Below are 5,696 nucleotides of genomic sequence, written 5' to 3' on the forward strand. Positions count from 1 at the left end.
CCTGGCCGCCCACGGATCCCGCGACGTGCTGTTGTTCAACGTGGCATGCCCGCGATGGGAGTTTGTCTTCCAGCCGGTCGCGGCGGCGTACTTGAACCTGATCGAGCCGTGGTGGAAGATCCTGCGGTCCCTGGCGCTCAAGGGCCGACGATTCGGGACATGGGAGGAGATCGTTGAGGCGGTGAACCGGGCGACGGCTTACTGGAACTCGCACCGACATCCATTTCACTGGGGCCGACGACGGCGTCACCGGCCCCGTCGGCCGGCCGGCGTCGCCACCCCGCCATCTGTGCGATAACTTGGCGGATGCACCACTAAATAATCGCTTGTTTTGCGTCACAATACCTGAGGGCCGGATGGTTAGATCCGGGCCGATGTCGGGCAGGCCCCGAATCGGCCCGGGCTGATCGTCCGGCCTTTTCATTCCACCCTTGTTCAAGGAGCATCCATGTCCCGCAAGTATCTGCTGGTCGAGCAGTATCACGTGACGATGCGGGTTCCGGACGACCTGTCCGACACGGACGCCGAGGCCGTCCGGGACCTGCTGGTCTCGCGTCGATTCATCGCCCGGTTGCGCGAGGCGGTCGCCGTCGTCGTCGCCGAGCAGACACCCCTCATTGTCGTGCGGCTCAGCTCGTCCCGCTGACCGTCCCCCCGATGGTTCGATCATCATCCCCTTTCAAGGAGCATCCCGATGCGTCCGATGGAATTGGTCCGCACACTTGCGGCCCTGATCCCGACCAGACGTCCCGTCTATCTGTGGGGCCAGCCTGGCATTGGAAAGAGCAGCCTGGTGCGGCAGGCGGCGAATGCGAATAACCTGTCACTGGTTGACGTGCGGGCCACGCTGCTGGACCCGGTCGATTTGCGGGGGCTGCCCAGCGTCGTGGACGGCACGGCGGTCTGGTGTCCCCCGGCCTTTCTCCCCAAAGCAGGCAAGGGGCTGTTGTTCCTGGACGAACTGGCCCAGGCCCCGCCGCTGGTGCAGGCCGCGTGCCTGCAACTGACCCTCGACCGCAAGCTCGGCGAGTACGAACTGCCGGAGGGCTGGAGCGTCATCGCCGCTGGCAATCGTGGCGAGGATCGGGCCGGAACCCATCGTTTGATCTCGCCGTTGTTGAATCGCTTTGTTCATCTGGACGTGGAAGTCTCGGCCGACGACTGGCAGGCGTGGGCCGTCACCGCGAACGTCGCCGCCGAGGTGCGGGCTTTTCTGCGGTTCCGGCCCGGCTTGCTGTTTGAGTTCAAACCGGAGAGCAACCAGCGGGCGTTTCCCACGCCGCGTTCCTGGTCGTTCGTCTCCGACACGCTGAAACTCACGCCCGCGGAGTTACTGCTTCCCGTTGTCGCCGGCTGCGTGGGCGAGGGACCGGCCGCCGAGTTCGTGGCTTTTTTGCGTTTGTTCCGGGAGTTGCCGGACATTGACTCGGTGTTGACGCAACCCGCCACGAGTCCGATCCCGAGGGAACCGGCGGTGTTGTACGCCTTGGCGGGGGCCTTGGTGGAACGCTGCCGTCAGGGGAGTTCCCCGCTGGCGAACTTTGTGACCTACGCCACCCGGCTGCCCGAGGAATTCGCCCTGCTGGCCATGCGGGACGCTTTGGCCCTCAACGCAAAACTGGCCTCCCTGCCCGCCGTGCAGGGCTGGATTCGGGACGCCCGGGCCAGGGGCTTTTTCACTTCCGTCTGATTCCAAACCACCATCAATCACAAGGAGAATCATCATGGTCGAGAACAACCTCGACATCGGCGGCGGCGTGGTCTTTTGGACCCTCGCCGACCACACCGACCGCGACAAATTAAGAGAGGCTTTCCGCCCGCTTGATTTGGAAAATCATGTCCCCGAACCCCGGCTTCCCTCGGCGGTGCTGCGGGACGCCCTGGAGGAAGTCCTGGGCGGTTCTCGCGTCTTGGTGCGGCCGCTGGCCGACCGGGATGGGTTTACCGTGGTCAGGGAGGAGCGAGGCCGGACGAACAACGCCTACGTCACCGAACTGGTGGCGAAGGTCGCCTGTCCCGATCCGATCCGTCTTGACATCGAACCGCTAGACGAACGCGCGTCGCTGATCCACGACGCCTGCCGCCGTCATGCCGTCCGCATCCCGGCCGCACAAATGTCGGCCGCCATGGTTCGCATCGTGGAGTCGCTGGGCGGCACTCGTTTGCGTCCCGGCGGGGCGGTGTATTGGGTTCCCGGTCCCAAACTCGACGACTGGACGCAGGCGGCGGAGGCGGTGGAGAAATCATCCGAGGGCCGCCCGTCGGCGGTGTACGTGCTGCGCCACAAACTCGACGCCGACGCCGTCCGGGCCGTGCGTGACGCCGTCATCACCGAGGTGCGGGCGGAGGCGTCCCGAATTCAAACGGAGGTGAGCAGCGGCGAATTGGGGGGCCGCGCGTTGGAGACCCGCAAGCGTCAAGCCGCCGAACTCCGGCGGAAGGTCAACTTGTATGAGGACATCCTGAGCATCGCCCTGTCGGGCTTACATCAGGCGGTTGACGAGGCCGACCAGGCGGCGGCCATGGCCTCGCTGCTCATCTCGGCCGAACCGGCGGGGGCGGTACCATGAGCGGGAATACCCTGACGGACGCCGGCTTTGACTCCATTGAGACGGTGGTCGCAAGGCAACGGCTGGAGGAGCGGGCCGCCAGGTCAATCTCTGGGGCGAGGGCACGTCTGATCTTGGGGCGGGACGCCAAATCAGCGTTTTTTGCCACCCTGGCCCTGCGGCTGACCCCGCAAACCGACTGGACCGTTGGCACGATGGCCACGGATGGCCGGCAATTGTTGTATGAACCCAAGTTTGTCACCGACCTGACGCCGGAGGAGTTGCTGGGGGTGATGGTTCATGAGGTGATGCACAACGCATTGTGCCATCACTGCCGTCGGGGCGACCGAGATGCCCGCCGTTGGAACATCGCCTGCGACCTGGCGGTCAACCCGTTGCTGGTCCAAAGCGGTTATGTTCTCCCCAAATGCCGACTGATGCCCGGCGAGATAAGTTATGCCGGTTTGCCAACCGGAAAATCGGCCGAGGAGTATTACGCCGCCTTGACGGCATCATCCAAGGCGGAAAAAACCAACCGGGCTGAAGGAGAAGAAACTCCTGATCCCGGCGGGTGCGGCCGGGTGGTCGAGCCGACAAACACATCGCCGGCCGAAGTCAGCCACCAGGAAGCCGAATGGCGGGTCGCGTTGGCCCAGGCCGAGCAGACGGCCCGGTTGAAAGGCGATCTGCCGGCCGGCTTGGGACGGGCCGTCCGGGAGGTCTTGGAGCCGACGACGAACTGGCGGGACGTGTTGCGGGAGTTTGTGTCGTCGACGGCGAAGAACGACTATTCCTGGAGCCGGCCCAACCGCCGGCACATCGCCCAAGGGTTGTATTTGCCGGGACTTTGTTCGGAAGAATTGGGAGACGTGGTCGTCGCCATCGACACGTCGGGTTCGGTCACGGAGAAAGAACTTTCGATTTTCGCGGCCGAGGTGACGGAGATTTTGTCGGCTTTCCATTGTTCCGCGACGATCCTGTTCCACGACACCGCCATCCGGCATGTCCAACAGTGGACATCGGGAGACGGCGACCTGCGGCTCGAACCCGTCGGCGGGGGCGGCACGTCCCACGAGTGCGTGTTCGACCGGATTGAATCTCTTGGCCTCCATCCCGCCTGTGTCGTCTGTCTGACCGATCTCTGGACCGATTTCCCCGACCGGTCACCGGACATGCCCGTGTTGTGGGCCGTTGTCGGCGACAACCCGGCCGGGCCGCCGTTTGGCCGCCGGGTGGCCGTTTCTCTCAATCCCTGAAAGGAAAATCATGTTTGCCCTGACCCGGCGACAGGCCCGCCTGCTTCGGGCCGCCGTTCGCCGCTGCGCGTCCAAGCGACGGCCGCGCGGACCTGACACTGTGTTGAGAATGATCTCCGGCAAACAGGGGACGTTCGTATTTGTGCGGCTGGAAGAGGCCGCCATCGGATGCCGGCTCCCGACGCCGCCAGCCCAAGAGAGACATCTGGCGATTCCGCTGGAACTCTTGGCGCGCATCGAGGGAAGTGATGATTCCCCGGTGACCGTGGAGGCGGCGTCGACGACCGAGGGCCGGGCCGCCTGGACCGACCGCGGGCTTCCCAAGTCCGCGACGTTTCACATCGCCTCGACGGAGGACGCCGGCCTTCCCGCCATGCCGTCGACGTTCGCCGACACCGGCCGTTCGCTGCTTGAGGCCCTGCATGAGGCGGGGCGGTGCGCCACCAACGGAAACGCCTGTTACGACCTGACCCGGCTTCAGATCCGCGGCTCCGCGGGACAGGTGATCGGCACCGACGCCAGACAGGCCCTCGTCATGGGCGGTTTTGCCTTTCCGTTCGACGACGACCTGCTGGTTCCGGCGGTCCCGTTGTTTGGCATGAGGGAATGGGCGGGCGAGTCTCACGTCCGGGTCGGACGCACCCCGACGGGCCTGTGCGTCGGCATCGGCGAGTGGCTGGTCTGGCTGACGGAGGAGAGGGAGGCCCGGTTCCCCGATGTCGGCTCCGTCCTTCGACGTAACGGCGGCGTCCGCTTGAAGGTCGGCGACGACGACGCGGCGGCGTTGCTGGCGGGGCTGCCAAAGATGCCGGGGGCCGGCGACGAACACGCCCCCGTGACCATCGGCGTCGGGCCGTCGTGTTGTGTGCGAGCCCGTGAAAACGACGCGGCCAGGCCGGTCGAACTTCGCCTGGCCGATTCCATCGCCAACGGACCGGCAACGGCATGGACAATTGATCGCCGATATCTCCACCGGGCCTTGCTGCTGGGATTCCGGGAGTTCTCCTCCCGCAAGGCCGGTGACAGCCTGCTGGCGGCCAACGGACCCAATTCCTACCTGTTCGCCCAGCTCGACCAGTCGTCGATGATCGGCTCGGTTGCCGTTGATCCTCAAACCAGTGAGCCGACTGCCAGTCCCGCCGCTTCCAAACCCGCCCTGTCCCTGATTCAACGGAGAACCGACATGAAACCGCCCGATCCCCGTCCGGGGCCCGAGCCCAACGATGGCGAGCCAAATGATCCGCTGGCCGAGGCCGAGGCGTTGCGGGCCATGCTGGGCGAGGCCCTGGCCCGCTCCTCCCGGCTGGTCGCCTCGCTGAAGAGCCATCGCCGCCAGCGCAAGGCCATCGAATCCGCGTGGAGCAGTCTTCAACAACTCAAGCTCGGCACGGGGGGATGAGCCATGACATCGCTGATTTCCCGCAAGCTGGCCGGCTTGATTGACGTCATTGACGATCTGCGACGGCAGCTCCGGGCGGCGGTCGCCTCGGAGTTGAGCCAGGCGATCGCCGCGACGGTCCGCGAGGTCCTGGAAGTTCTGATCGCCAGAAGGGAGCTTCCCCGTTGGGATCGGCCCTTCGGTGACGACCGCCGGGCCGGCAATGATTTCGATGAGTGGGACGAACAGGGTTATCCAGGCCGGGATCGGGAGTGGCACGGCGGTCACGACGGAGAGTGCGACACTGGCATGACGGAACAGGCCGCGAGCCCGCCCCCTCCCTTGCTTTCGGCCCCCGCGATCTCACTGGCCGTCAACGCCGGTTTCTGGCTCTTTCGACTCAGCCGCTCCTGGCTGTGCGGCCTGGGCGGGCTGGTCGCCGTGGGACTGGCGGCCGGTTACGGCGGGCCGGTCACCCGGTCCGTTCTCACGGTGGCCGCCGCCGTCCAGCAA

General features: G+C 65.6%; 6 protein-coding genes and 1 pseudogene. All 7 read left to right on the forward strand.

Annotated features, from left to right (window positions below; genetic code table 11):
* Nucleotides 1–298: pseudogene (locus tag BGIM_RS55625) on the forward strand (transposase); the annotation flags it as partial.
* A gap of 150 nt (nt 299–448) precedes the next feature.
* The gene (locus BGIM_RS0143305) at nt 449–646 is read left to right on the forward strand and encodes a hypothetical protein (RefSeq protein ID WP_020475824.1); all 198 of its coding nucleotides are present in this window, start codon (nt 449–451) and stop codon (nt 644–646) included.
* Between the two features lie 48 nt (nt 647–694).
* A complete protein-coding gene (locus BGIM_RS55630) occupies nt 695–1,690 on the forward strand; it encodes an ATP-binding protein (protein WP_020475825.1) in 996 nt (331 codons plus the stop codon).
* Between the two features lie 34 nt (nt 1,691–1,724).
* Nucleotides 1,725–2,570 (forward strand): hypothetical protein, encoded by an 846-nt coding sequence (locus BGIM_RS0143315; protein ID WP_020475826.1) that lies wholly within the window; start codon nt 1,725–1,727, stop codon nt 2,568–2,570.
* A complete protein-coding gene (locus BGIM_RS0143320; RefSeq protein ID WP_020475827.1) occupies nt 2,567–3,805 on the forward strand; it encodes a vWA domain-containing protein in 1,239 nt (412 codons plus the stop codon). Before BGIM_RS0143315 ends, BGIM_RS0143320 begins: the two co-directional genes overlap by 4 nt.
* 10 nt (nt 3,806–3,815) lie before the next feature.
* Entirely contained in the window at nt 3,816–5,204 is a 1,389-nt protein-coding gene (locus tag BGIM_RS0143325; protein WP_020475828.1) for a hypothetical protein, read from the forward strand.
* Nucleotides 5,205–5,207: 3 nt separating this feature from the next.
* A partial coding sequence (locus BGIM_RS65325) for a hypothetical protein (protein ID WP_029631886.1) occupies nt 5,208–5,696 on the forward strand: 489 nt, incomplete at its 3' end.

Source organism: Zavarzinella formosa DSM 19928 (assembly GCF_000255705.1).
Taxonomy (GTDB): domain Bacteria; phylum Planctomycetota; class Planctomycetia; order Gemmatales; family Gemmataceae; genus Zavarzinella; species Zavarzinella formosa.

Coding starts and splice junctions, on each gene's coding strand:
- BGIM_RS0143305 (WP_020475824.1), top strand. CDS start 449: ATGTCCCGCAAGTATCTGCTGGTCGAGCAGTATCACGTGACGATGCGG.
- BGIM_RS55630 (WP_020475825.1), top strand. CDS start 695: ATGCGTCCGATGGAATTGGTCCGCACACTTGCGGCCCTGATCCCGACC.
- BGIM_RS0143315 (WP_020475826.1), top strand. CDS start 1,725: ATGGTCGAGAACAACCTCGACATCGGCGGCGGCGTGGTCTTTTGGACC.
- BGIM_RS0143320 (WP_020475827.1), top strand. CDS start 2,567: ATGAGCGGGAATACCCTGACGGACGCCGGCTTTGACTCCATTGAGACG.
- BGIM_RS0143325 (WP_020475828.1), top strand. CDS start 3,816: ATGTTTGCCCTGACCCGGCGACAGGCCCGCCTGCTTCGGGCCGCCGTT.